Source organism: Mesobacillus thioparans (genome assembly GCF_965138835.1).
In the GTDB taxonomy this organism is placed as follows: Bacteria; Bacillota; Bacilli; order Bacillales; family Cytobacillaceae; genus Mesobacillus; species Mesobacillus thioparans.
Window position 1 is genome coordinate 1 of the sequence record NZ_CBCSFH010000009.1, and the last position, 25,305, is coordinate 25,305.

Sequence of the window (25,305 nt, forward strand, 5' to 3'; positions counted from 1 at the left end):
ANNTAANNCTGTCCGAACTTNNNCTTACTTCTGACAGCTTTTCCTNNNTTNCNCCTAAACCTGTCCGAACTTCGGCTTACTTCTGACAGCTTTTCCTGATTCCCACCTAAACCTGTCNTAACTTGGGCTTACTTCTGACAGCTTTTCCTTATTCTCACATAAAACTGTCAAAACTCCACCCATACTGATATAAATCCTTGTTTGCACCAGTTTCCCCTTTAAAATGGATCCATCCTATATCCACAATCATACTCCGCATAAAAAAGTATAAAACAATTATAAATTTGTTGAAACTATTTGGAATCTCATTCGTAAATAAGGAAAGTTCGCATTGGAGGGGCAGTCATGATTCTGCTTTTACGTCTTATTTTGTTATTATTATTCATTTTCCTGATATATAGTGGTGTGAAGTATTTATTCCATCCGAAACGGAAGCTGGAGCTTGCTCACGAGCAGAAGCGCTTCTTTTTACTGGATGACCCGGACAATGTCCGCAAGAACTTCTTGTTGACGTATAAGGGGGTTCTGTTTGAGGGGGAAAAGTATCTAGGTACGACTCCATCTGCCTTCGAGGTCGTTTCCATCTTCATTTGGCCCAAGAAAACGTCTGCCTTGAAGGGGCTCGTGCTTGAAGACTTCCAATTCATCGAACGAAAGATCCGCGAGAGCTATCCTGTCGCCAAAATCGACTGGAAAAGCCCGATCAAGGAATTCATGGCGAATCATGAGCCGGAAGAAGATTAATAAGACAAAAGCGTCCGATTATTATTCGGACGCTTTTCCTATTGTACATTCTTTCCTTATTCAAGATGTCACATCAAAAAATTCCCGCCATTTAATCAGTGTGCTCTTCTCTCTCAAAAGATAGGCGAGCACCAGCAGACCAATAATCAGGAAGCTTCCTGCGAACGCATCAAAATCTCCAATACTCTCCCCGAAGACTGTAAAAAAGATCACGAACGGAATATTCGCCAGAAATGAGGCGAGCATGAATTCCTTAAAATCTTTTTTCCGCTCATACAGGCAAAAGCTCAGCAGCTGGTAATGAATCAGCGGGATCAGCCTCAACAATGCAACCTGTGTTACAGTCAAGTCCCTGAACCGCCCTACCAGATGCTTTTTCAATCTGCTTAACCTTTGCATTGTCTCCGGAATTTTTTTCATTAAAACATAAAATAATATACTGGCTCCGGTCAACCCGACCAGTGAATAGATGATTCCCGGAACCACCCCAAAAAGGAGACCGCCCGCGACGCAGACAACTGCAGGCGGAATGAATATGAACTGACGGAAAACATGAAAAAGAATAAACACAATTGGTGCAAACCAGCTTCCAGATTCCACAATAATCAGCAGCATCGACCATGCATCATCCATTTATGTCACCTGCCTGCGAATCTCTGTTGCTACTAGCATATAGAATCATCCAAGCTGTTATGCCAACAGCTTAAACAAATATGTAAAAATACCAATCTCTAAAACAGCAAGCACCGGCAGGCCATATTTGAACTGGGCATGCTTCGTCTTATGCCTGAAATGATTCATGCCGGCAGTTGCCCCGATCGCCCCTCCAAGGAAAGCAATAGTCCACAACGTTCTTTCGCTGATTCGATAATGATTGTTTTTTGCCCGCTTTTTATCTATGCCCATGATCAGAAAACCGGCAAGATTCATTACGATGATTAAACTGGTCAATATCCATTTTTCCACGTCTTCACATCCTCTTATAATGATGTTTGTATTGCTTAATTATAACCGTCTGGAATCATGATAGGACATTTTTCTCGCGGTTCCACTTCTGTTTGTCCGTTAGAGCCCTTCTATCGGACANTTTTCCCAGAATTACGCTTCCACTTGTCCGATAAAAATAACGATGGCGGACTTTTATATATCAAAAAAAGAAAAAACCATCCTCAATATGAGAATGGTTAGTCTTATCGTATGATTACTTGTTGAACTGTTGCTTAGCTGTTTCAGCCAATTGAGCGAATGCTTGAGCATCGCTTACTGCTAGTTCAGCAAGCATCTTGCGGTTTACTTCGATACCTGCAAGCTTAAGGCCATGCATCATACGGCTGTATGAAAGACCGTTCATGCGAGCTGCTGCGTTGATACGAGCAATCCAAAGTTTGCGGAAGTCGCGCTTCTTCTGGCGACGGTCGCGGAATGCATACATTAGGGATTTCATAACCTGCTGGTTAGCAACTTTGTATAATGTATGTTTAGAACCATAATAACCTTTAGCTAATTTAATGACTTTTTTACGACGCTTGCGCGTAACTGTACCGCCTTTTACACGTGGCATTTAATTACCCTCCTATATAAATCGAGATTCCTCGAGTTTACTTAATGTTGTCAAGCATGTGACGAATACGTTTGAAATCGCCTTTTGAAACAATTGCAGATTTGCGAAGCTTACGCTTAGCTTTTGTAGACTTGTTAGCAAATAAGTGGCTAGTGTAAGCGTGTGAACGCTTAAGTTTGCCAGTTCCAGTTTTCTTGAAACGCTTGGCAGTGCCGCGGTGAGTTTTCATTTTTGGCATTGGGACTTCCTCCTCGTTACTTTTCAGTTTTAGGTGCTAGTACCAGGAACATGCTTCGGCCATCCATTTTTGGATGTGATTCGATTGTCGCTACTTCTTTGCAAGCTTCAGAGAAGCGATCAAGAACACGCTGACCAATTTCCTTATGAGTTATAGCACGGCCTTTAAAACGGATTGATGCTTTAACTTTATCGCCTTTTTCCAGGAACTTGATAGCATTGCGCAACTTCGTGTTAAAGTCATGCTCATCAATTGACGGACTAAGACGGACTTCTTTAGTTGTGATGATTTTTTGGTTCTTACGTGCTTCTTTTTCTTTCTTTTGCTGTTCAAACTTGAATTTTCCGTAGTCCATGATTCGGCCTACAGGAGGCTTCGCGTTCGGAGCAACAAGGACAAGATCAAGATTTACGCGCGTTGCGATCTCAAGAGCCTCAGCTTTGGATTTAATTCCTAATTGCTCGCCATTTTGATCGATCAAACGAATTTCGCGAGCACGAATTCCCTCGTTTAGTAACATCGCATCTTTGCTAATAATTAGCCACCTCCAGGGTTTTATCGAATACATTGTCAAGGAGAAGAAGTGCATTGCCAGGGCCGAAGCCTCATCCTGCTCACACAATGACATACGATATAGTCCATTTTTATTTTGCAATAAAAAAAGTGCAGGCTACGACACCCACACTTACGGAAACAAAATAATTAGACGTTTACGTATTACCTGCCAACAGCTCAATTGCGTCAGCCAGGTGAGAAGCGGGTGCTTCTTCTTTCCTAAAACTTGTATTCAGTTCACTCTTGCTAATATAGCATAAAGAAATTGATGTGTCAAACGAATCACTTTTCGTTAACTGCAACAAAAAGTATTGTATCAGATAGGAATACAGGCTGCAATACTTTTTTTCAGGCGAAATTAAATTTATCCGCAAAAGCTATGACATGGAATTACAACTATTCGTTAATATGTCAATGCCTGATTGCTTCTTTCCTGGTATAATGATTGGTAGAAATAGACAAGAAAGCTGGTGTACAAATGCTGATCGCGATTATCATCACCGGTGTGATCACTGGACTGCTCGCTGGTACTGCATTGAAATTTTTCAGGACTGGCTATGGTTTTTCTAATGATATTGATAATACGCCTGTTAACATAAAATCCTGCCGGAATTGCGGTGAGAGGATACAGCGCAGCTATACCAAAAATCTATGTCCCACCTGTTCGAAACCTATTGAATAATACCGTGAAAAAAAAAGGAGCCATCTGGCCCCTCTTTTTTTTATTTCTTCGCTTCCTTCCTGAATAACTCCAGGAATTCATCAAAGGAAATTGTTTCGGATTTCTGTTCGCCGTATTTACGGACGTTGACAGCCTTATCAGCCACTTCATTGTCACCGACAACAAGCATGTAAGGGACTTTCTGCATTTGTGCTTCGCGGATCTTATAGCCGATTTTTTCGTCACGGCCATCGATTTCGACGCGGAAGCCTTCTGCTTTAAGCTTTTCTTTGATTTCCCTTGCATAATCGTAGTGGACCGCAGGTGAAACCGGGATAATTTGTGCCTGGACTGGAGCCAGCCATGTTGGGAATGCACCTTTGTACTCTTCAATCAGGAAGGCTACAAAACGTTCCATAGTCGATACGACACCGCGGTGGATGACAACCGGGCGATGATGCTTGCCGTCTTCACCGATATAAGTCAGGTCGAAGCGCTCAGGAAGCAGGAAGTCGAGCTGTACAGTTGACAGTGTCTCTTCTTTGCCAAGAGCAGTCTTGACCTGGACATCAAGCTTCGGTCCGTAGAATGCAGCCTCGCCTTCTGCTTCGAAGTAGTCGAGTCCCATTTCATCCATCGCTTCTTTAAGCATGGCTTGAGCCTTTTCCCACATCTGGTCATCATCGAAATATTTCTCTTTGTCTTCTGGATCACGGTAGGACAGACGGAACGAGTAATCATTCATGTCAAAATCCTTGTAAACTTCAAGAACTAGCTCAACGACACGTTTGAACTCTTCCTTGATTTGATCCGGGCGGACAAAAAGGTGAGCATCGTTCAAAGTCATTCCGCGTACACGCTGCAAACCAGCCAGTGCGCCGGACATTTCATAACGGTGCATTGTTCCAAGCTCGGCAATTCTGATTGGAAGCTCCCTGTAGCTATGGATGCTGTTTTTGTACACCATCATGTGGTGCGGGCAGTTCATCGGTCTTAAGACGAGCTGCTCATTTTCCATTTCCATGACCGGGAACATGTTTTCCTGATAATGGTCCCAGTGGCCGGAAGTTTTATAAAGCTCGACACTTCCCATTACCGGAGTGTAAACATGGTCATAGCCAAGGCTGACTTCTTTATCGACGATATAGCGCTCGATGATGCGGCGGATTGTCGCGCCTTTCGGAAGCCAAAGTGGAAGTCCCTGCCCAACCTTTTGCGAGTTTGTGAACAGGCTGAGTTCTTTGCCAAGCTTGCGGTGGTCGCGTTCCTTCGCTTCTTCAAGCAGTCTCAAATGCTCTTTCAGGTCTTCCTTTTTGAAAAATGCTGTTCCGTAAATACGCTGCAGCATCTTGTTGTCGCTGTCGCCGCGCCAGTATGCACCTGCAATGCTCAGCAATTTGAACTCCTTCAGTTTTCCAGTTGATGGAACATGGACGCCACGGCAAAGGTCAACGAAATCTCCCTGCTCATAAAGAGTCACTTTTTCATCAGCCGGGATTGCTTCAATCAATTCAAGCTTATAAGGATCGCCGAGATCTTTGAAAAACTCCACGGCCTCTTCACGGCTTACTTCTTTGCGGACAATCTCTATGTTTTCATTGATGATCTTCTTCATTTCTTTTTCAATTTCAGGCAAATCCTCTGGTGACAGGGAATGCTCCATATCGATGTCATAGTAGAAGCCGCTCTCAATGACCGGGCCTACTCCTAGGTTCACATCTTTATACAGACGCTTGACTGCCTGTGCCATTAAGTGAGCTGTGCTGTGGCGCAGGATTTCCAGTGCCTCAGGATGGTCTGGAGTGATGATTTCAATCGATGCATCCTCCTCGATCGGTCTCTTGAAATCATATGGCTTTCCATTCACCATACCGGCAATGGCTTTCTTCTTAAGTCCCGGGCTGATTGAACCGGCAATGTCTTCAGTTGTAGTGCCTGCCGGAAACTCCTTCACTGCTCCATCTGGAAACGATATTTTTAACATGTCTGCCATTGGCTTTTCCTCCTTCTCAAATGTGGCGCATTATTTGCGCAAAAAATAAAAAAACCCGTCCCTGAAACAGGGACGAGTTTGATCACACGTGGTTCCACCCAATTCCCACTCTTGCGCATAACTAATGCAGGAATGGCTCTGGTTGCGGTAACGGCTTCTGCCGCCAGCCAATACTTGCCGAATAGGCTTTCACAGCTGGAGTTCAGAGGTGGTAAGCGTTTCTTAAGTGTTAGGAAGTTTTCAGCCTAGACTTCCCTCTCTGCAAACCTTTCAAGAATGCCCATGTCCTCATCATTACATTTACTATTGATTTAGTATTGATTTAGTATGTACGTAATTATAGTTTGTAATGTTTTGAAAATCAAGTGGGCTATCGTATATTTTCATGATCTTCATTAAAAAAATCCAATCTTTCCTCATCAAAGGCAGAAATCGGGTTAATCTTGACCCGTTCCTCAAATAGGTTGATAATCGTCCGCACTAATGGCTGGTGCGGATCATCGGTATACAGGAAGATGGTTTGCGGTGCAATTGACAAAAGCGGCGCAATCGTTCCTGAATCAACGTAGACAGGGTGATTGACAAGCAGCTTTCGGTCGATGGTTTTAAACAGCTCGCTCCGCTTCATCTCCTTGAACTCATGATTAAAGAACGTCATATTTTCACCGATGACCAAATACAAATAAGGCATTTGCGATTTTCTGTCTTTCAGGAAGCTTCTCAATGTATGAAGGAATACCTGGTATTCCTGCTCCATTTTATATTCATCGATTGCGACCTCTATCCAATTCGTCAGCTGCTCGAAATATGACTTCAGTCTGAAGATGACAAAAGAATCAAATGAAAACGAGACTCTTTCGTCCAGAATTTCATTGATTGAGCTTTTAACAATCCCCGGCTCATCGACTCCCTCCATAAAAGGAGCCAGATCCTTTCTGTTCCCTTCCATGACCGAGTAGATAATATCGAGGATTTGATCCTGTTCATCACTTTCGGTGTAATAATAGGATTCGGCCAGGATGTTTCTTAACCAGTCATCACGTTTCAGCTTTAGGGTAAAATCATATACGCATTTCTTCAGTGCCGCTAATTTTTCTTTCACGAAAAAATCTTCTGGAATCTGCACTCTATTTCGATCTTCATTAAGAAGAATTGAATTCTTTTCCTGCAATGAAGCAAGCCTGGCTGTCAGGTGATGGTATAAATTCCAGGCATCCTGCTTTTTTTGGAAGATGATTTCAATCAACCATATCCCCCCTTTTAAATAATCCCTGATTATATATATGGGGGACTTGGACAATTTAGAAGTATCCAGATCGCAGCTGAATGCCTAAATGGCAAAAAAAAGGCCGCAGCCTTTTCGCTGCAGCCTACTTTTAAACTCTCCGATTCTTGCCTTCTACTTTTACCGGCTGTGCAAGGTACCTGATCCGTTCCATGATCCTCGCTGCCTTCAACTGCTCTTCTTCTCCCCTCTGGCTGTGTGTGAGATGGTGTTCAAGCCCTTTGAGGTCAAAGTTGGAGGTGAAGAATGTTGGAAGATTCTCGAGCATTCTGAATTGCAGGATCGTTCCAAGGATTTCATCCCTGGCCCAGCTGCTCATCGTTTCCGCCCCGATATCATCAAGCATAAGGATATCAGCTTTCTTGATTGCTTCCAGCTTTTCGTTGACCGTATGATCACCGATCGCATTTTTCATTTCCCTGAAAAACTCGGGAACATATACAATCAATGAGCTGATCTGTTTCTGTGCCAATTCGTTTGCAATGGCGCCTAACAGGTACGACTTGCCCGTTCCGAACGGGCCATGAAGAAACAGACCTTTTTGCTTCTGGCCGGATTCATAATTCTCGATGAAATCCTTCGCCATTTTTATAGCCTTGAATCTTCCGGCGTCATCAAGCTCAATATCCCCGAATGATGCTTTCAGAATTTCCTTCGGCACATAGATGCTGTTAATCAGACGTGCGTTCTTTTGCTGCTCATCATGCATGACCTTCTTTTTACAACGATCATATTTGACATCAATGTAATTCCCTTTGATGAAAAGCTCTGGTTCATAGCCCTTGATCATATTCCTGCAGGCTGCGAGACTTTCGCATTTGTCACAGCCCTTGCTCTGGGTCGAAAACTCATAAAGCTTTGACATGCTGCCGTCAAGCATTTCCCTGGTGATATGGTCCGCATTCTTATCAAGGAATTCCTTTATACGCTGATCCTGCATCACCTGTCTTTTAAGTGTTTCATACCGTTCCTGGAAGTTTTGGTTGTTAGCAAGCTTCTTCAGCGTTTCATTTATGTTTTCCAAATGAGTCACCTCCCGGATTTGAATTTCTTCAGTTCTTCTTCAAGCTTTTTCTTTTCTATTTCAAAGTCAGGATCCACTCCAGCAGCAGAATTTTGCTTTTGGTCCGATCCTTTCTCGCTCTTTTTCTCAAACCAGTCTGGCAAAACTTCCTTGCGGACAGGTTTCCGTTTTCCTGATGAAGCGGTCGTTTTCTTGCCTTCAGCCCAATCGAGGTATTGCCTGTGCTCACTTTTCGCCAGTTCCATGGCCTCCCTGACAGTCGAGATTTTTTTCCTCGACCAGTGGCTGGCGATTTTCTCGATATAGCCTTTTGCCAGCTTCATATCCGTTTTGAGCATAACATATTGGACCAGGACATTCACGACACCAGGGAGCAGCTTTTGCTTGAACATCACTTCCTCGATGATCTGCAAATCGGATTTCGAAGGCTCAGCACCACCCGATAAGTCGATCAGCAGCTGTCTCGGGGAGGTTTTTTCGAAATAGAGAACCAGTTCCTCTTCTTGCGTTTTTGGTTTCTCGATCCCCGCTTTGTGCTGATAAGGCTGGGTCCGATCAAGCAGCGCCGGCAACTGGTCCTGGTATTCAAATTGGTACCAGTCCCGGGCTGCCTTTCTCAGTTCCTCGATATCGAGTTCATTATCAGCGGTTATGGCACTCAGGACGATATTCTTCATCTTCAATGCATCTATCCCATAAAGGAAGGCAAGATTGCTGATTGCTTCTTTGACCTTGTTGGTAAAAGCCTTTTTCGGGATTAAAGAATCCTGAAGACCTCCCATTAACAGTTCAAAGTTAAATTCAGCAGGGTCAACCTGAATCTTGGAAGGTTCCATCCTGCCGATGAAAGATTGCGCTTCATCTTCCCCAAGATCGGCAGCTGAATCCTCATTGTGCATGAGAGCCTGAGGAGGAACTGACAGGAACACGTCCTGAAAAGCCCTGGTTATTTCCGTATATCCTGGCTCTGCCTCGGGCAGCTTGTCACTGAAAAATCGCTTTAGCCTCAAAAATTGATTCTTTCCGATCTTTCGGTACAGATAGACATTTAACATGCCATCCAGGAAAAATTGTTCTGGAGTCAATGGCGGCTGCAATTCATAAATGAATGAACGGCCGTCTTCATTATTCTTCACATACGTCTTTAGCAAACCCATGGCCTCAAGCTTCTGGCGTGCATGATAAATGTCCTTCAAATTCATATCCATGATTGTCATCAGATTATGATGGGTACCAGATTGTGACCATAGCCGATTTTCTTCAAGTTCGGCCCACAAGGTCATATAAAGGCTTAAGCAAGCTGGCCCAATCAAAGGCTGGTACAAAAAGGTGAGCACCTTGCGATCATAATCATGCAGCAGGCCGCCGGATGCAACATTATATTGATCCACAGGCAAAGTTTCCTGCCAATGCTGAGCCATCCTGATTCCCTCCATTCTGTACGGTTAAAATTCTTACTTACACCACAATTAAAAAAGCTTTAATGAGCCTTAAAAAGAGCCGAAGTTTCCTTCAGCTCCTTCAAAGAAAAGCGTAAGCGCCTTGATCAGCCCCGACAAGAGTTGGAGGGCCTGACAGTGAAGGCGTTCTTTGACTTCATTGGCAGGACCGAAACGTCTCGAGGGGCTAGGCGCTGGAGCTAGACAATTCTCGAAGTGAATTTTTAAAGCGCAAGCGCCTTTGTTAATACCCTTCAGCAGTCTGACTCCAGGCTAATCATTGTTCTTTCTTCAACAGCTCTTTCAATTCATCGATGAATACATTGATATCCTTAAACTGACGGTACACAGAGGCAAAACGGACATAGGCGACTTCATCGATCTTAGCCAGCCGGTCCATCACCATTTCTCCAACCGCTTCACTCTTCACTTCGGAAACACCATGGCTGCGAAGCTCTTTTTCCACCTCGGAAACCAGATCCTCCAGTTCTTTTAAAGCGACAGGGCGTTTTTCACAAGCTTTTATCAGACCGCGAAGCAGCTTTTCCCGATTGAACTCTTCACGGGTACCTTCTTTTTTCACGACAATCAAAGGGATTTCTTCGACCTTCTCAAAAGTGGTAAAGCGAAATCCGCAAGCTTCACATTCACGTCTGCGTCGAATTGATCGGCTATCGTCAACCGGTCTTGAATCAAGAACCCGGGTGGAGTTATTTTGGCAAGTTGGACATTTCATTTCGATCAGCTCCGAATATTTTGAAATATAGAATGAGCGAAGGACCATTCGCTTTTTCCACCAATACGTCCATAAGCATTATCCTTACTATTATCTTATTAAAAAGATGGTGATGGGACAAGAGGAACTATTGATTTCCATATTTGCCTGAACCGATGAACGTAAGTGTTTTGTCCAGCTTTTCATATATTTTGACCAGTTCTTGCCTCAATGCAGGATTGATCCCTGCAAAAGAAAATTTATCCGAGGAGATATGTAGATCAACCGCTGTTTCAAATGGTTTAGTCGTAATGACGGTCGCGGTCAAGAAACCTTTAATCCTTCCGTCAAGTTCTGCGGAAATTTCTCCATGCTCCTTCGATACACTTGTGATCCTCGCTGCAGGATTTGCTTTAAAGAGGTCCTCGACTGACTGGAACGCCTGATTAAAATTCGCTTTATAATAATGGGTCCGCAATTGTTCATCCTTGTTGTTCTCACTTGTACCGCTAAATTTCTCGTATCTTCCTGTTATGGATTTCAAAAGAGACATCAAAAATCCTCCCGTGGATTATTCTATTTATAGTTTACCTTAATTTTGGCCCAAAATAAAAAGAGGTGTATCGCTACACCCCTTGGAAATTTACATATTTTCAATTATAGAGCCTTTGCTTGTGCCTGCTTGACATGCACAGGACCCATACCGCGTGGAATTTCGATATTCTCGCGAGTTTGAGCGCCAAGAGCTTCAGCAATATAGTCAGCTGAAATGTTAGGATCCAGATCGCCGCAAGTGTAAACATCAATGCTGGCGTATCCGTGCTCCGGGAAGCTGTGAATAGTTAAATGAGACTCAGAGATAATGACAACTCCGCTTACACCTTGTGGCGCAAATTTGTGGAAAGCCACTTCGCGGATTTCAGCTCCAGACTTCAATGCAGCTGAAACGAAAGTTTGTTCAATATAATCCATATCATTCAATTTTTCAAAATCGCAACCCCAAAGTTCAGAAATTACATGACGACCCATTGTTTCCATATTCAATTTCCCCCTCTAATAATATTAGAATGAAATTCCTAGTTTCAATGGTATCTTAACTACCACGGGGGAAAGTTAGTCCAGAGAGGTCCTAACCCTTTAAGTAGCCAATTGGTACCGTTATTAAGAAGTTCACGATGACTAGTATACTTTGTTTATATTTTTTTTGCAACACATGAAAATAAATTTTTTCACCTAAATTCTTCACACCATGTGCACAGTTTCATAGTTCACTATTCTTCAGGTATTCAGAGTTTGTCCCACAGTAAAAAGCCTGCCGATCCGGCAGGCTTTCTTTATATGTTCAATTATCCGACTTTCACGGCGGCTGAAGCAGACATCTCCTGGGCTACATGCTTTACCAGGTCCACTACCCTGCTTGAGTATCCCCATTCATTGTCATACCAAGCTAGTACTTTCACCTTGTTGGCACCAATGACCATTGTCGACAGTCCATCGATGATTGCCGAGTGCTCGTTCGTGTTGAAATCAACGGATACGAGCGGATCTGTTGTGATATCCAGTACGCCCTTAAGCTTTCCTTTTGCAGCTGAATAGAACGCATCGTTCACTTCATCAACAGTGACCTCCCGCTTCAAGTCAACAACAAGGTCGACAAGTGAAACGTTTGGCGTTGGCACCCTAAGCGCCATGCCGTGAAGCTTTCCTTTCAGCTGTGGCAGAACGAGCGACAGCGCCTTTGCTGCCCCTGTTGAAGTAGGGATGATTGACTGGCCGCAAGAACGCGCCCTTCGCAAATCTTTGTGCGGATTATCGATATTGTTCTGGTCATTCGTATAGGAATGGACCGTTGTCATCAAACCGTTTTCAATTCCGAATGTATCATCAAGCACTTTTGCAACAGGTGCGAGGCAGTTCGTTGTGCACGAAGCATTGGAAATAACGTCATGCTTTTCGATATTTAATGCGCTTTCATTTACACCCATCACAATCGTAATATCTTCATTTGTTCCTGGTGCAGTAATAATGACCTTCTTTGCGCCGGCATCGAGATGAAGCGCTGCCTTGTCACGTGAGTTGAATTTTCCTGTTGCCTCTATGACAATATCAATCTTCATTTCTTTCCACGGAAGCTCAGCAGGATTGCGATTGCTCAATAGTTTGACAGTTTTCCCGTTAACGACCAGGTGATCATCAGCAGGGATGATCTCGCCTGCAAATTGACCATGAGTTGAATCATATTTAATCAAATGCGCCAGTGTTTCAGCTGGATAGCTCGCATTAATCGCTACAACCTCAAGATTTTCTTCAAGAATGGCTTTTCTGAATACCATTCTTCCAATTCTCCCAAAACCGTTTATCGCTATTCTCGCCTTCATTGTACGGCCCCTTCCGAATTAGTGTTATACTTAATAACCCTTTGTTATGGTATTAGTATAACATATTAAAAATTATTTGTGATATATAAATGCACACATTTAAAATTTAAAATAATTCTGATAATATTTCTCACTGAATACATGTGTATTATGATGAGGATTTTTTTGAAACCAGGATGATTGGATTGGAACAGGAAACCCTATTGTTCATAACTAGGATTTGCGTCAAAAGAAAAAAGAGCCCAATTCGGCTCTTTAGATTCCCCATTTATTCAGGATGTTCATCAATTGCTGTCTTGATTGTTCGATCGTTCCCGTATTGTCGATGACTTCATCTGCCATATCCACTTTATCCTTCAAAGGCATCTGGGACTTAATCCTTGAAAGTGCTTCATCTTCAGAAAAACCATTCCTGGACATCAGCCTCTCCAGCTGGGTCTTCTCATCCACGTAGACGACGATGATTTTTTCGACCAGCCCTGTGAGCTTACTTTCAAACAGCAATGGTATGTCCAGAACCACTGCTTTTTCATTTGCTGCTTCGGCTTGCTGCCTTTTCATGGACATCCGTTCGCGTACGGCAGGATGGACGATCGAGTTGAGCAGCAGCCTTTTTTCCTCATTGTTGAAAATAATCGCTCCTAATGCAGGGCGATTGATGGTTCCATCTTCTTCTAAAACCTCTGTGCCAAAATGGCCGACAATGTCATTATATGCTTTTTCTCCTGGCTCAACAGCAAGCCTTGCTTCGATATCAGCGTCGATCACAGGGATGCCAAGTTCAGTGAACATCGCCGATACCGTGCTTTTCCCGCTCGCTATACTTCCGGTTAATCCAATGATTAATGACATAAGTTTTATCCTTTCAAACAGACCGCTAAAGCTTGAGCAGTCCAATTATAATCAATAAGATTCCAGGAACGAATGAAAACTTCTGCAGCCATCCGCTTTCTGAAAAATAACTGCCCATTCTCATGCCGGCATAGACGAACAATGAACTCATACAGGCCACCGTCAAAGCAAGATAGCCAGGCGAAAAGCCCAGCAAGGCAGCGCCAATCCCGGCTCCGAATGCGTCAAGAGACAGGGCAAGGCCAAGCATGACGGCCTCGATTCCATTGATCGTACCCGAACGGTCAAAGTCTGCCGACATCGGTTTCCTCAAAATATTGATAACAATGCCAAGTGATTTAATCTCAAAGTTCAGGATGATTTTTTCATGACAGAGCATCTCTGATTGGTCATCGCGGAAAAACTGGAATAACACCCATCCGCCCAGTACGATCAAGACAGTGCCACCCAGTGTCTCTGCCAATTCAGGTGAAAAAAAGCTCTCGAGAAAATGTCCGATCATCATGGCAGCCATCAGGACGACCGCTGAACAGACCGCAATGACGGCAATCGATTTAACCGGGATCTTCATTTTCCGCAATCCATACGTTAACCCTACACTGAAACTGTCAATACTGACAGCGAATGCAAGTAAAAGCAGGGAGATTATTTGTGCCATAAACTGAGCTCCTTCCTGTCAATCGCTACGTTAGTATATGGAAGGAGCCTAGATATGGTGAGAAAATCAACAGGCGATTATTTGATCAGAGTTTTTGGCATGATGGACAAAAGTGGGTACCCCGTCCACCGACGACTGTTTTTTCAAGGGGTGTGCCACAAACCTTGCATGGCTCATTTTTGCGGCCGTACACCAGCAGCTGGAGCTGGAACATGCCGATCTGACCCTGGGAATTGACATAGGAGCGGATGGTGCTGCCGCCTTTCTCCACAGCCTCGGAAAGGGTGCTGACAATTTCCCTGTAGAGGACCGATTCTTCTTCCTGGGACAACGAGTTCGCAATCCGTTCCGGGTGGATTTTCGCCCGGAACAGCGCCTCATCAACATAAATATTCCCCAGCCCGACAAGGATCTTTTGATCAAGCAGCGCGGGCTTAATTTTCCGGTTGGTCCTTTTGAGCTTTTCTGACAGCCATTCTACCGAGAAATCTCCTGAAAATGGCTCAGGACCCAAATCAGCGAGCGGCTGCGAATCGAATTCAGTCCCCTTGGCGTAGAGGTGCATCGTCCCGAACTTGCGGACATCCTTATAGCGCAATTCTTTGCCATCGGTAAAATGAAAAATGACATGGGTATGTTTCTCTACAGGTTCCTCTGCGCTGAATAGCCCGTATTTCCCTTCCATCCTCAAGTGGGAGACAAGGGCGTAGTTGTCTGTATAAAATATCAGGAATTTGCCTCTCCTGTCGATTCCACTGATCTTCTGGCCGCGAAGGGCATCATTGAATTGCTCAACTTCACTTGGCTTTTTGATCATCTTGGGCCAAAAAACCGAAACATGTCCGATTTCCTTGCCCACTGCAAGAACCTCAAGCGTCCTCCTGACGGTTTCTACCTCTGGAAGTTCAGGCATCCTATCCCGCCTTTCTTAACCTTACTTATCTTGTCTTTATTTCGCATCATACCAGGTTGGACCGTATGAGAAGTCCACCTTCAAAGGAACCTTTAATTCAATGGCATTTTCCATGACATCCGGGACTATTTTCTTCAGCTTCTCAATCTCATCCTGCGGCGCCTCGAAAATCAATTCATCATGCACCTGAAGGAGCAGCCTGGTCTTCAGCCCTTCTTCGCGCAGCCTTTCAGCCATATCGATCATTGCCTTCTTGATGATATCAGCTGCACTTCCCTGGATCGGTGTATTCATCGCTGTCCGTTCCGCAAAACTTCTCAGGTTGAAGTTGCGTGCCGTGATTTCTGGTATATACCTGCGCCTGTGCAGCAATGTCTGCACATACCCTTTTGCCTTCGCGTCTTTGACGATTTCATCCATATACTCTTTCACGCCAGGGTAGCTCTCAAGATAGCGTTCAATGAATTCTCCGGCTTCCTTCCTCGTGATGTTCAGGCTCTGCGATAAACCATAATCGCTGATTCCATATACAATCCCGAAGTTAACCGCCTTCGCATGGCGGCGCATATTGGAAGTGACCTCATCTTTTCCGACATGGAAAACTTCCATCGCCGTCTTTGTATGGATATCCATATCATTACGGAAAGCATCGATCAGTTTTTCGTCCCCGGCAATATGGGCAAGGACACGCAGTTCAATTTGTGAGTAGTCAGCAGCAAAAATCACCCAATCTTTATCAGAAGGAACGAATGCCTGCCTGATTTTCCGGCCTTCTTCAAGGCGGATCGGAATATTCTGCAGGTTAGGGTCCGTTGAACTGAGCCTTCCTGTTGCGGTCAGCGCCTGATTGAATCTCGTATGGACTTTTTCCGTTTCCTTATTAACAACCTTTTGCAGCCCTTCGATATAGGTTGACTGCAGCTTGCCAAGCTGGCGGTAGTTCAGGATTTCTTCGATGATTTTATGCTTAGATGCCAATTTTTCAAGCACATCAGCTGACGTAGAATAACCGGTCTTCGTCTTTTTGGCTGCAGGAAGGCCCAGTTTTTCGAACAGGATGACCCCTAACTGCTTCGGTGAATTGATATTGAATTGCTCTCCTGCCATTTCGAAGATTTTTGTTTCAATTTCAGCGAGGCGGCCTTTGATTTCCTCACCCATGTTTTCGAGACGGGCCATATCCAGCTTGATACCGAGATATTCCATATCTGCCAGCACCAGCGTCAATGGCATTTCCAGGCTGCTGAACAGGTCGTGCTGGTCATTATCCCACAAATCCTGTTCCAGCTTTTCTTTTAAGGACAGCAGTACATCTGCCTTGCGCACCAAATGCTCGCCAAGTATTTTTTCATCTGGTACTTTCCGTCTGGCACCTTTCCCGTAGACAACTTCGTCAGCCTGGACGCTCATGAAGCCATGCTGTCTGGAAATCGCAGCAAGGTCATCAGGCGATTCGGAAGGATTGATGATATAGGATGCTAGTGCCACATCGAAATCGGCACCTTTCAGATGGATGCCTTGATGTCGCAAGGAAACCTCGGAACGTTTTGCATCATAGACTGTCTTTTTGCTGGAGTCATCTTCAGCCCATTTTTTGAATTCTTCAGATTCGAGAGCGATTTTCACAGGCAGATAATAATTCCCGTTTTCATTCACGATCGCAAAACCTACGATATCTCCATAGTGATAGTTATCCTCAAGCACCTCGACGTAAAAACCGTTTTCTTTTGCAAAAATGGCCGGGTTGACTGTATCGAGCTGTTCGAACTCTATGTCATCCAGCTCGACATTATCGGTTACAGTGTCTGCGCCAAGCTTGTCCAATAACGAGTTGAATCCGAGTTCCTTGAACATTTTCACCAGCTTGTCGTTCTCTGCTCCTTCATACTCAAGCTCGCTTAACTCGATTCCTACCGGGGCTTCCCGTGTGATGGTCGCAAGCTCCTTGCTCATGAAGGCCTGGTCTTTGAATTCCTCAAGCTTTTCCTTGAGCTTTTTCCCGCTGACCTGGTCAATTGATTCAACCAGCTTTTCAAGCGTGCCATGCTCCTTCAGCAGTTTGATGGCTGTCTTTTCCCCAACGCCGGGAACACCCGGGATATTATCGGATGCATCTCCCATGAGACCTTTCATGTCAATGATTTGCTGCGCCGTCAGCCCATATTTCTCCATGATATGTTCCGGCGTATATTCCTCGATATCCGTGATGCCTTTCCGGGTGATGCTGACTGTTGTTTTGTCGGAGCTCAACTGAGTCAAGTCCTTATCACCGGATATGACCTTCGTTTCGAACCCTTCTTTTTCAGCCAGCAAACTTAATGTGCCGATGATATCATCCGCTTCATAGTTTTCCAGCTCATATTGGGCAATTCCGTAAGCTGTCAGCAGTTCACGGATGAATGGGAATTGTTCGGAAAGTTCTGGCGGCGTCTTCTGTCTGCCCCCCTTATATTCACTAAACGTTTTATGCCTGAAAGTCGTTTTTCCTGCGTCAAACGCGACAAGAATATGAGTAGGCTTTTCATCCTCGAGAATTTTCATCAGCATCATGGTAAAACCGTAAACAGCGTTTGTATGTATCCCTTTTTCATTATTCAACAGCGGCAAAGCAAAAAACGCACGATAGGCGATACTATTGCCATCAATCAGTACAAGCTTCTTGGACATGTCATTCCTCCTCCAGGTCATGGGAATTTTATATATAAAAAAAGACCGTTAAATTCCTTTCTATTTTATCATGAGAGATGATAGAAAGAAAAATAACGGCCTTTTGCCAGCCTTCTATTAATCTGTGTAACCCATCAGCATCCTTGCGTATGGTGAATTTGATGGGAGGACAATGACGGTTTCGCCGTTGATTGTCTTTTTGTAGGATTCAAGAGTACGGAACATGGTGTAAAACTCGGGATCCTTAGAGAATGTTTGGTTATATACTTTTGCAGCTTCCCCTTCGCCTTCCCCGCGGATGGTTTCTGCGTCGGCTGTTGCTTTTGCGAGAATCTCTTTCACTTCACGATCTGTCTGGGCAATGACCCTGTTCTTTTCAGCATCCCCCATTGACAGATATTCCTGTGCCTTCGTTTCACGTTCAGAGATCATACGGGTGAAGACGGATTTCTCGTTCTCTCCAGGGAGATCCGTTCTCTTCATCCGGACATCAGTTACAACGACACCATAATTGCCGCCGTCCAGAAATTCATTGACCTTTTCAGTTACCCTGTCATTCAACGAACCACGGGAGGACTTTTCATCATTGATGATTTCATCATAATCAAGCTGCCCGAGTTCAGAACGGACAACAGAATAAATGAATTCTTCCATGCGCGATTCCGCACCCTCTAGAGTCCTTGCATTGGAAATCATCTTTTTCGGATCCTCAATACGCCAGATCGCGTAATTATCGATGAGGATTCTCTTTTTGTCCTTTGTATTGATTTCCGCCTGTGAGACATCATAAGTCATTTGGTACTTTGGCAGTGTGGATACACTCTGGATGAATGGAACTTTATAGTTGAGTCCAGGTTCCTTTACAATCCTGACAACCTCACCGAACTGTCTCACTACTTTATATTCACCTTGTTTTACAACGAAAACATTTGTGAAAATGAAAACCAGAAGGGCAATGAGAATAATCAGGAAAATCCCCATCTTCGTATAGTTTTTCCAATTGAACGAACCGCCGCCTCGTTCCTTCAAATCAATCACGTTTTGATCAACCATTATCCTTTTCACTGCCTTCCTTCTCTGACTTAGGCTTATCCGCTTCGAGCGGGCGAATCGGGAAATACTTCATTGTATTACCTTCATCATTCATGATGTAAATTTCCGTTCCCGGCAGCACCTGCTCAAGCGTTTCCAATATTAGACGCTGTCTGGTGATTTCCGGGTTCGATTTGTATTCAACATACAGTTTATTGAATACAGCAACGTCACCGCGCGCCCGTTCGATCCTGGCAGCTTTTTCACCTTCCGCCCTTGAAATGAGCGCATCCTTTTCACCCTGTGCTTCGTTCATTTTCTGGTTGCGGTATTTCTTTGCTTCATTTATTTTTGTATTCATTGTCTCACGTGCATCGGTCACATCGGTAAAAGCTTTGCGGACTTCTTGATTTGGCAGCTCAACATCCTGGAGTTTTACGCCAACGACAGAGACACCCATATCGTATTTTTCAATCAATGACGACAATAAGTCACGGACGTCCGCTTCGATTACTGCCTTCCCTGAAGTCAGCGCATCATCAATTTTGGAGCTTCCTATGATGCTTCTGACAGATGCCGAAGTTGAATCATACAGAATCTCTCTTGGATTATCAGCATTGTATAAATATTTTGCCGGGTCAGTAATTTTCCATTGAACAACCAGGTCGGCCAGCACAATATTCTCATCACCGGTAATCATCTTCGTTTCATCCGGAAACTCGACGATTTCACCGTTTTTCTCTTCATAGCCGAACTGAAGGCTGAATGTTTCCTTCGATAATTTCTCGACACTCTGGATTGGCCAAGGAAGCTTGAAATGCAATCCAGGCTCGCTGATTCCTTCCTCCACCTTGCCAAATGTCAAAATGACCGCCTGTTCTGATTCATCGACCGTATACCAGGTCGTGAAAGCAGAAAGGCCCAAAATAATGGCAAGAACGACAATACCGCCCGTCACGTAAATCTTTTTTAAGCTTACCATCGAATTCCCCTCTTCCTATGTTTCTGTCTATGTTTGTTTTTACGATTAGAAGTCATAAAAGTTTCAAAAAGTATGAGATTTGTAATATTGTTTTGCCGAAAGGGGAGATTTTAGCAATTAAAAAAGCACAAGCGGGGTCTGCTTGTGCTTCTTTCGGCTCCTTGGATGAAGGGGTTTTCACTAATGATGATAGCAAGGAAGTGTTAAGTAAAAATAAACCTCTTGTTAAGACTATGTAAATTTGGAAAACCTTTTCTTCTCCAAAGCTTTATTCAGGCTAACGAACTCACACCTTCAGTGCGCCGCGGAACCCTCTTGCAGCGTAGTACGAATCTGCTCCATTGTGATATAAGAACACCGTATCGTAGCGGCGGTCACAGAAAAGTGCGCCTCCGAGGCTTCTAATACGGTCCGGCGTTTTCACCCAGCTCGACGTTTTCAAATCGAAATTCCCGAGCTCTTGCAGTTCCCTGTATTGCTGCTCTGTTAAAAGTTCGATTCCCATGTCAGCTGCCATGTCCATGGCGCTGTTTTCTGGTTTATGCTTTTTCCTGGATTCCAGCGCTTCACGGTTATAACAAACACTTCTGCGGCTTTTAGGGCTTTCAGCTGAGCAGTCATAGAAAGTGTATTCTCCCGTCTCTTTCTCATGGCCAACAACATCAGGTTCTCCGCCTGTTTTTTCCATTTCGTTGAGAGTCCACAATTTTTCCGGGTTCATATCAAGCCTGGCTTGTACATCCTCCCAGACAATACCTTCATGGCGATCCATATTTTTTTCAAAACGTGTTTTTAAAATCAAGAACAGTTCCTCATGCTCTTCCGGTGACAATTCCTTCTTTTTATCTGGCATACAAATTCCTCCTATTTATAAAAGCTCTGCTTTCACTTCTCTAAAGGAGGCATAAACACCTTCTTATTGAGGCAGTTTCTTATAAAGCTTGATCGTAAAGATGGTTCCTTTACCAACCTGACTGGATACCTCAATTTGCCCTTTATGAGCCTCCACGATATGTTTCACGATTGCAAGCCCAAGGCCTGTTCCACCGGAGTTCCGGCTCCTTGCCTTGTCCACCCGGTAAAAACGCTCAAAGATTCTTGGGATCTCACTCTTCTCAATGCCAATACCCGAATCTTTGACCACTACGGAAACAGTGTCTTCCTGGTCGATTATTGAGATGTCCACACGGCCGCCATTCGGACTGTATGTGATGGCATTGCTGACGAGATTGATCAGAACCTGCTTCAGCCTGTCAGCATCCCCTTCAATGACTGCATGTTGCTCCGTCTTGCCAAGCATCAGAACAATATCCTTTTGTGCAGCTTTTCCTTCTAATATCTCAATGACTTCCGCTGCTTGCTGATGGAGGTCCACACTTCCAGCTGACAGCCGGAAACCATGCTGTTCAATTTTAGATAAATCCAGCAATTCCTGGATCAATACTTGCAGACGGTCACTTTCTTTCAAAATGATATCCAGGAAGGCTTCCAGAGTGGCTTTATCATTCATCGCTCCATCAAGGAGTGTTTCAGAAAAGCCTTTGATCGATGTGATCGGCGTCTTAAGCTCATGCGAGACATTCGCCACAAAGTCTTTCCTCATCTGTTCGAGCTTTTTCAGCTCGGTAATGTCATGAAATACAAGGAGGATCCCTTTCCAGACATTGCTGGTACCGATGATGGGCACTCCGTATACTTCGAAATGGCGTCTTTCAATCTCAATCGGAAGCACCACCTGCTTCCTGACTTTTTGCTCTGTCATGAAAATTTCTTCGACCATCCGGATTATTTCTTCGTGGTCAATTACTTCATAATAAAGTTTATACAGATATTCAGAAGCCTCTACATTGAAGATTTCCTTGTATGGCTTATTGATCAAATTGATGAATCCCCTGCTGTCAATCAGGATCAGTCCGCTGCCCATATTTTCTATCAACGTGGACAATCTGTCCTGCTGTGATTCCTTCAGCTTCATCAATTCCTGTAGATTTCTGGCCAGGATATTGATGGATGAACTCAGCATACCCGTTTCGTCTATATGGTCCTCATATGTCCTTGCACGGTAGTTCCCTTTTGCCAGCTCAATCGCTACATTTGTCGCTGACTCGATTGGTTTCGTATAGCGGTTAGTGATCCTGGTACCGAGGAGGATGATCACGACCAATGCCATACCAAGACTGATGGTCAGGATCCACCAGATTTGGCGATATGCTTTCTGCAGTTCATCAATCTTGGTTGTCAAAAAGACATACCCTTCTTTTTCACCGTCATTAATGAGCGGGTTCCAATAATAATGCAGATCAAAGCCGCCCCCGACTTCAAGGTCGCTTTGCCTCTTTGGCGTATCCTTGACGATATCCCCAATTATTTCCTTGTGCCTGCTGATCTTTGTACTTGAAAGTTCACCAGTGTCATATTGGATATCGCCGCCAAGGTCAATGATAGTGATTCTCGCGTTCAGCAGCTGGCTCATCTTTAAAATCTCTTTTTTATCCAGAGATCCAAGCCCTCCATTTTGTTCAATATTGGAGGTGAGAAGATTCATTTCAATTTTCAGGCGTTCATTGAATGAATTGATATAATAATTCTTGAATAATTGTCCCAATAACAGGCCCAGGCCTATTAACACGATGATGATCAAGGTAATGAGGGCAAATAAGAGACGCGTCCTGTACTTTGTCATTCTCCCTTCGGTTCCTCCAGCTTATAGCCAAGGCCGCGGATCGTTTTAATATAGGATGGCTTCTTCGTGTTTTTTTCGATTTTTTCGCGTAAGTGGCTTATATGTACATCTACAATTCTTGTATCCCCGGCAAAGTCATAATTCCACACCGCACTTAGCAGCTGGTCCCGCGTCAGTACCCGGCCTTTATTTTTGGCCAGATAGAGAAGCAATTCGAATTCCTTCGGTGTCAATTCAAGTAAATCGCCCATGAAATAGGCTTCATAGAAGTCCGGCATGATCTTAAGCTCTCCTATTTTGATCTGCCCTTCGTCCTCTTGCTTTTCTTCCACGATATCGGGCACTGTCTGAACCCTTCTAAGGATGGCTTTCACCCTTGCCACAACCTCACGGGGGCTGAAAGGCTTCGTCATATAATCGTCTGCACCCAGTTCGAGGCCAAGCACTTTGTCAAACTCGTCATCCTTTGCCGTCAGCATTAAAATCGGTACATTGATTTTATGCTGCCTGAGCTGCTTGCATACTTCCATGCCATCAAGCTTCGGAAGCATCAAATCGAGCACCATCAAATCCGGTTTTTCTTCTGCTGCAAGGCGAATTCCTTCCTCGCCGTCCATTCCGGTCACAACCGAATAACCAGCCTGCTCCAGATTATACTTCAGCAGTGTCACAATAGATTGTTCATCATCCACAACCAAAACCTTCTTGTTCATATAAGCCTCCAAAAAAGTTATTACCCCTGATTCATCCAAATAGCTCTATCTACATTATAATATCAACCTGCTATGTAAAATCAAATTTAACGATGAAAGAACAAAAAGCGCAAGCGCCTTGTTCAGCCCCGACAAGCGCTGGAGGGCCTGACAGTGAAGTCGTTCTTTGACTTCATTGGCAGGACCGAAATCGAAAAGTATAGCCGACTGCCCAGAAACGCAGAAACTGGAGACTCCGACAAAGAAACGCTTTTTGCTTCTGCGGGCGGAGTTGAAGTTTCGGAGTTTCTAGGAGGCGACACTAGACAATTCGAAAAGCGGAGGCGACTGCCCAACTCCGACAAGCGTTGGAGGGCCTGCCAGTGAAGTCGTCCTTTGACTTCATTGGCAGGACCGTAACGTCTCGAGGAGTTAGGAGCCGCAGCTAGCCAAGCGTCTCGAGGGGCTAGGCGCTGGAGCTGGCTTAAGACACCCATATGCAGTTATCCACACAAAAATGCTTTTATAATTTCCTCGTATACAATGAAAAAGGATGTACAAATGAATGTACATCCCAAAGTTTAAAAATTCTCCAATGCCTTACCGTCCATGCGCTGCACTGGATAAGGAGGACAGACAAGCATCCGCCCTTTTACAACCGTCTCATCATCTTCATTTTTTCCTGTAACAGTTATTTCGACATTATGCTTGCTTCTGATGACTTCTGTTACTTCAAACAGGAATTGCACTGTTCCATAATGATAGACAGGTTTCACATATTCTATTTCCTGTTTAAGTATATGGCTTCCAGGTCCCGGAAGGTATTTGGAAACAGCTGATGTGATGATCCCATTCAGCATGATCGCCGGAACAATCGGCTTTTCATATGGTGTTTGTGAAGCATAATCATGCTGGATATACAAAGGATTCGCATCATTTGTCAATCCCAGATACAAAAGGAGGTCTTTATCCTCGATTTTTTCTGTTAATGTCAGTTTTTCTCCGACAGTGATTTCTTCTATTTTCCTGCCAAGCTTACGTTTTCTTCCAAGCAGCATAGCGTTTACCCCTTTGCAATAGAAGTTCGATTAGTTGCATTATATTCCTTTGTCCCAAAACAATATACGTCCCCTATTGGAAAAAAATCGGGGAAAGTTCCCCGATTCTTTTTTAGGCTGTTTTCGAATCGATTAAAAGCGCGTGAAGCCTTCGATATCTGCATTAAGCCAAAACGGCCATGACGTTTCGGACTGCTTCTGCTGATTTATCGAGAGCAGATTTTTCTTCTTCTGTCAGCTCAAGTTCGATTACTTTTTCGATTCCCCCGGCTCCGAGAATTGTCGGAACTCCGAGGTAGATTCCTTCATACCCATATTCGCCTTCAAGGTAGGCGATCGCCGGAAGGACGCGGCGCTGGTCTTTAAGGATTGCTTCACACATTTCCACCAGTGAAGCAGCTGGCGCATAGTAAGCGCTGCCATTTCCAAGCAGGTTGACGATCTCGCCTCCGCCTTTACGTGTACGTTCCACGATTGCCTCCAGGCGGTCTTTCGGGATTAGTGTCTCAAGAGGAATGCCTCCAGCATATGAATAACGCACAAGTGGTACCATGTCATCACCGTGGCCGCCAAGGACAAAACCAGTAATATCTTTTACGGAAAGATTCAATTCCTGGGCTACGAATGTACGGAAACGAGCAGTATCCAATACACCTGACTGGCCGATTACACGGTTCTTAGGGAAACCTGATTCTTTGAAAATAGTATAAGTCATCGCATCAACCGGATTAGTCAAAACGACGATATGGCTATTTGGAGAATGCTTCGCGATTTCCTGGGCAACACTCTTCATGATTTTCTGGTTAGTCTGGACAAGATCATCACGGCTCATGCCGGGCTTGCGGGCAATACCTGCGGTTACAACAACGATGTCTGAGTCTTTCGTATCCTCATAGCTGGATGTACCAGTAATGTTCGCGTCAAATCCCTGCACCGGGCTCGCTTCAAGCATATCAAGCGCTTTACCCTTAGTCGGGTTTTCCATTTGCGGAATATCGACCAATACTACATCCCCAAGTTCCTTCTGCGCAAGTAAGAATGCTGTTGTTGCTCCTGTGAATCCTCCACCAATGACTGAAATCTTTTTGCGTTTCAATGACATAAGGCTTCCTCCTCAGAACGAATATATTTCGTAAAAATATATGTTATTTATGTAAAGGCTATCCTTAAAAAGG

The 25,305-nt window shown here is 44.3% G+C and carries 26 protein-coding genes and 1 other annotated feature; of the genes, 2 read left to right on the plus strand and 24 right to left on the minus strand.

What is annotated here, in order from left to right:
- The first annotated feature begins 345 nt into the window (after positions 1 to 345).
- Positions 346 to 744 (plus strand): sigma-w pathway protein ysdB, encoded by a 399-nt coding sequence (locus ACNAZ4_RS14800; RefSeq protein ID WP_415815486.1) that lies wholly within the window; start codon positions 346 to 348, stop codon positions 742 to 744.
- Positions 745 to 804: 60 nt separating this feature from the next.
- On the opposite strand, the gene ACNAZ4_RS14805 is transcribed toward ACNAZ4_RS14800, so the two are convergent.
- From ACNAZ4_RS14805 to infC, 5 genes are all read right to left on the minus strand, one after another.
- On the minus strand, positions 805 to 1,377 hold the full coding sequence (locus ACNAZ4_RS14805) for a TVP38/TMEM64 family protein (RefSeq protein WP_415815488.1): 573 nt from the start codon (positions 1,375 to 1,377) through the stop codon (positions 805 to 807).
- 57 nt (positions 1,378 to 1,434) lie between these two features.
- The gene (locus tag ACNAZ4_RS14810) at positions 1,435 to 1,710 is read right to left on the minus strand and encodes a DUF1294 domain-containing protein (protein ID WP_415815490.1); all 276 of its coding nucleotides are present in this window, start codon (positions 1,708 to 1,710) and stop codon (positions 1,435 to 1,437) included.
- A gap of 235 nt (positions 1,711 to 1,945) precedes the next feature.
- On the minus strand, positions 1,946 to 2,305 hold the full coding sequence (rplT, locus tag ACNAZ4_RS14815) for a 50S ribosomal protein L20 (RefSeq protein ID WP_215037128.1): 360 nt from the start codon (positions 2,303 to 2,305) through the stop codon (positions 1,946 to 1,948).
- A gap of 37 nt (positions 2,306 to 2,342) precedes the next feature.
- Positions 2,343 to 2,543 (minus strand): 50S ribosomal protein L35, encoded by a 201-nt coding sequence (gene rpmI / locus ACNAZ4_RS14820; RefSeq protein WP_023627047.1) that lies wholly within the window; start codon positions 2,541 to 2,543, stop codon positions 2,343 to 2,345.
- Positions 2,544 to 2,559: 16 nt separating this feature from the next.
- Positions 2,560 to 3,063 (minus strand): translation initiation factor IF-3, encoded by a 504-nt coding sequence (gene infC, locus ACNAZ4_RS14825; RefSeq protein ID WP_023627046.1) that lies wholly within the window; start codon positions 3,061 to 3,063, stop codon positions 2,560 to 2,562.
- 131 nt (positions 3,064 to 3,194) lie between these two features.
- Positions 3,195 to 3,321, minus strand: a sequence feature (ribosomal protein L20 leader region).
- A gap of 255 nt (positions 3,322 to 3,576) precedes the next feature.
- Here infC and ACNAZ4_RS14830 point away from each other — a divergent pair.
- On the plus strand, positions 3,577 to 3,780 hold the full coding sequence (locus tag ACNAZ4_RS14830) for a hypothetical protein (RefSeq protein WP_311072092.1): 204 nt from the start codon (positions 3,577 to 3,579) through the stop codon (positions 3,778 to 3,780).
- A gap of 40 nt (positions 3,781 to 3,820) precedes the next feature.
- On the opposite strand, the gene thrS is transcribed toward ACNAZ4_RS14830, so the two are convergent.
- The 19 genes from thrS to mdh form a co-directional block, all read right to left on the minus strand.
- Positions 3,821 to 5,752: a threonine--tRNA ligase gene (gene thrS / locus ACNAZ4_RS14835; RefSeq protein WP_415815493.1), complete on the minus strand. Its 1,932-nt coding sequence runs from the start codon at positions 5,750 to 5,752 to the stop codon at positions 3,821 to 3,823.
- Between the two features lie 370 nt (positions 5,753 to 6,122).
- Positions 6,123 to 6,998, minus strand: coding sequence for a putative sporulation protein YtxC (gene ytxC / locus ACNAZ4_RS14840; RefSeq protein ID WP_415815495.1), 876 nt, complete (start codon positions 6,996 to 6,998; stop codon positions 6,123 to 6,125).
- 130 nt (positions 6,999 to 7,128) lie between these two features.
- Complete coding sequence (gene dnaI / locus ACNAZ4_RS14845; protein WP_415815497.1) at positions 7,129 to 8,061, minus strand: primosomal protein DnaI; 933 nt, start codon at positions 8,059 to 8,061, stop codon at positions 7,129 to 7,131.
- 5 nt (positions 8,062 to 8,066) lie between these two features.
- A complete protein-coding gene (locus ACNAZ4_RS14850; protein ID WP_415815499.1) occupies positions 8,067 to 9,482 on the minus strand; it encodes a replication initiation and membrane attachment family protein in 1,416 nt (471 codons plus the stop codon).
- 295 nt (positions 9,483 to 9,777) lie between these two features.
- On the minus strand, positions 9,778 to 10,236 hold the full coding sequence (gene nrdR, locus ACNAZ4_RS14855) for a transcriptional regulator NrdR (protein WP_415815822.1): 459 nt from the start codon (positions 10,234 to 10,236) through the stop codon (positions 9,778 to 9,780).
- Between the two features lie 127 nt (positions 10,237 to 10,363).
- Positions 10,364 to 10,768 (minus strand): hypothetical protein, encoded by a 405-nt coding sequence (locus ACNAZ4_RS14860; RefSeq protein ID WP_415815501.1) that lies wholly within the window; start codon positions 10,766 to 10,768, stop codon positions 10,364 to 10,366.
- A gap of 104 nt (positions 10,769 to 10,872) precedes the next feature.
- The gene (speD, locus tag ACNAZ4_RS14865) at positions 10,873 to 11,253 is read right to left on the minus strand and encodes an adenosylmethionine decarboxylase (RefSeq protein ID WP_415815503.1); all 381 of its coding nucleotides are present in this window, start codon (positions 11,251 to 11,253) and stop codon (positions 10,873 to 10,875) included.
- Between the two features lie 308 nt (positions 11,254 to 11,561).
- Positions 11,562 to 12,593 carry a glyceraldehyde-3-phosphate dehydrogenase gene (locus ACNAZ4_RS14870; RefSeq protein ID WP_415815505.1) on the minus strand — a complete coding sequence of 344 codons (1,032 nt, stop codon included), beginning with the start codon at positions 12,591 to 12,593 and terminating at the stop codon, positions 11,562 to 11,564.
- A 255-nt stretch (positions 12,594 to 12,848) separates the two neighbouring features.
- The gene (gene coaE / locus ACNAZ4_RS14875; RefSeq protein WP_415815507.1) at positions 12,849 to 13,445 is read right to left on the minus strand and encodes a dephospho-CoA kinase; all 597 of its coding nucleotides are present in this window, start codon (positions 13,443 to 13,445) and stop codon (positions 12,849 to 12,851) included.
- A gap of 25 nt (positions 13,446 to 13,470) precedes the next feature.
- On the minus strand, positions 13,471 to 14,103 hold the full coding sequence (gene ytaF, locus ACNAZ4_RS14880; protein WP_415815509.1) for a sporulation membrane protein YtaF: 633 nt from the start codon (positions 14,101 to 14,103) through the stop codon (positions 13,471 to 13,473).
- An 85-nt stretch (positions 14,104 to 14,188) separates the two neighbouring features.
- On the minus strand, positions 14,189 to 15,016 hold the full coding sequence (mutM, locus tag ACNAZ4_RS14885; protein ID WP_415815511.1) for a DNA-formamidopyrimidine glycosylase: 828 nt from the start codon (positions 15,014 to 15,016) through the stop codon (positions 14,189 to 14,191).
- Between the two features lie 36 nt (positions 15,017 to 15,052).
- Positions 15,053 to 17,683 (minus strand): DNA polymerase I, encoded by a 2,631-nt coding sequence (gene polA / locus ACNAZ4_RS14890; protein ID WP_415815513.1) that lies wholly within the window; start codon positions 17,681 to 17,683, stop codon positions 15,053 to 15,055.
- A 117-nt stretch (positions 17,684 to 17,800) separates the two neighbouring features.
- The gene (gene hflC, locus ACNAZ4_RS14895; protein ID WP_415815824.1) at positions 17,801 to 18,736 is read right to left on the minus strand and encodes a protease modulator HflC; all 936 of its coding nucleotides are present in this window, start codon (positions 18,734 to 18,736) and stop codon (positions 17,801 to 17,803) included.
- Complete coding sequence (gene hflK / locus ACNAZ4_RS14900) at positions 18,729 to 19,697, minus strand: FtsH protease activity modulator HflK (RefSeq protein WP_415815514.1); 969 nt, start codon at positions 19,695 to 19,697, stop codon at positions 18,729 to 18,731. Before hflK ends, hflC begins: the two co-directional genes overlap by 8 nt.
- A 286-nt stretch (positions 19,698 to 19,983) precedes the next feature.
- Entirely contained in the window at positions 19,984 to 20,550 is a 567-nt protein-coding gene (locus ACNAZ4_RS14905; RefSeq protein ID WP_415815516.1) for a DUF4256 domain-containing protein, read from the minus strand.
- Between the two features lie 63 nt (positions 20,551 to 20,613).
- Complete coding sequence (gene pnpS, locus ACNAZ4_RS14910) at positions 20,614 to 22,380, minus strand: two-component system histidine kinase PnpS (protein WP_415815518.1); 1,767 nt, start codon at positions 22,378 to 22,380, stop codon at positions 20,614 to 20,616.
- The gene (locus ACNAZ4_RS14915) at positions 22,377 to 23,093 is read right to left on the minus strand and encodes a response regulator (protein WP_415815520.1); all 717 of its coding nucleotides are present in this window, start codon (positions 23,091 to 23,093) and stop codon (positions 22,377 to 22,379) included. Before ACNAZ4_RS14915 ends, pnpS begins: the two co-directional genes overlap by 4 nt.
- A 560-nt stretch (positions 23,094 to 23,653) precedes the next feature.
- Positions 23,654 to 24,130, minus strand: a complete 477-nt coding sequence (locus tag ACNAZ4_RS14920) for a MaoC/PaaZ C-terminal domain-containing protein (protein WP_415815522.1) — start codon at positions 24,128 to 24,130, stop codon at positions 23,654 to 23,656.
- A gap of 163 nt (positions 24,131 to 24,293) precedes the next feature.
- On the minus strand, positions 24,294 to 25,232 hold the full coding sequence (mdh, locus tag ACNAZ4_RS14925) for a malate dehydrogenase (RefSeq protein WP_415815524.1): 939 nt from the start codon (positions 25,230 to 25,232) through the stop codon (positions 24,294 to 24,296).
- Between the last annotated feature and the right edge of the window lie 73 nt (positions 25,233 to 25,305).